1 protein-coding gene and 1 pseudogene are annotated in these 1456 nt (G+C 53.0%); both read right to left on the reverse strand.

The annotated features are described in order from the left end of the window. Nucleotides 1-203: pseudogene (locus AC1DWI_RS22960) on the reverse strand (hypothetical protein); the annotation flags it as partial. A gap of 197 nt (nucleotides 204-400) precedes the next feature. Then, nucleotides 401-1456, reverse strand: a 1056-nt coding sequence (locus AC1DWI_RS22965; RefSeq protein ID WP_477725886.1) for an O-linked N-acetylglucosamine transferase, SPINDLY family protein, incomplete at its 5' end; no start/stop codon positions are given.

Consider the following 1456-nt stretch of genomic DNA (forward strand, 5'->3'; position numbering starts at 1 on the left):
CTATAACCCAGCGGCTTTTCTGCAGTCTGGTGAAACGAGAAAGGCGCGGAGTTTGCGCGGTAGCCGACATTGATCTGCCCACGGCTCTTGATTTTCTCCAGTGTGGCCTGCGCTTGAGCCCACTGCGGTACGGCAATCGCCGCTATAGCCAGGACGGCCGGAAACAGCCGTTGTCGAAAAGGACGAAGCGGAATTATCCCCATACGAATCCCCCTGTTGCTGGGTTTGATTCTTATGTAAAAGGCCCAGGCACGCAAACAATGCGGGGGGATGACTTTCCCGGTACGACCAAGGTACTCATTGTGTTGCAATCATCGGCGGCTATGAATGAAAAAAGCCCAGGATCGCACCAGCCGTTGATTTTCAGGATACCTTCAGTTCGGCAATGACCGCTGCAGAACTATTGTTGAACGTAAATGCATGCAGGCGGCAGATCGCTTTGATAGCGCTCATACATTGCCGTGTAAGCCGCCTCGATGTGACTGACGAACAAGGGCGTATCAAACAGCGGTGTTGCCAGCCTGTTTCGAGCCAGCTTTTCCTTGATCTGTGCCAGGCGCCGGGGGACGGTCGCCAACTCAATCGCAGAGGCCTCATAGTCCGTCACGTTCGAGGTAACCAGCTCGGTCAAGTCAACCGTATTCAGCAGGCTTGCGGCCACCCGGCTGGCGAAAGATTCACCCATGCACGTCAATATGGGCAGCCCCGTCAACAGTGCATCATTGGCCGTTGTGTGCGCGTTGTAAGGCAGCGTATCCAAAAACAGGTCGGCCAGGCGATGCCTTGCAAGGTGGTCGGCGGGGGGCACCCGCTGCGCAAAAATCAGCCGCTCCGAGGCAATGCCTCTTCGCAATGCTTCTTCAGACAAGTTGATGGCTGCTTTTGGGTTGTCCTGAAGAAGCCAGAGGACGCTTCCTTCCACAGCCTTCAATATCCGCATCCAGCAACCAAAAACTTCGGGTGTAATTTTGAAACTGTTGTTGAAGCAGCAGAAGACAAAACCTGTCTCAGGCAAGCCAGCTTCTCTGCGGCTCAATACCTTGTCGGAAATTAAGCGCTTGCTGTCGTTTGGTTGGTAGCTATTGGGAAGGTAGACGATCTTTTCGGTGTACTGCTGTTGACTGGCTTCTGGAACGACCGTTTTGTCTGCAATGAGATAGTCCATGAAATCGGCGCTCATCGTTCCCGGATAGGCGAGATAGTTCACCTGAACAGGCGCAGCTCTGAGATTAAAAATTCCTGGCCGGCTTCCTAGCGTGTAGCCATTCAGATCGATGGCAATGTCTACCTCCAGATCTCTTGAAAGTTGTACGACGGCTTTGTCGGATTGAAGGCGTACATCAAAAAACTTGTCAAAAATCGCCGAAACCCTGTCCCTCATCGTGTCTTTCTTGTCGGGCCCAAACGAGAAGGCGTATAGCTCGAACCTGGACCGGTCATGTCTCTCAAACAACTC

The sequence above is a fragment of the Polaromonas sp. P3_C2 genome, assembly GCF_056402675.1.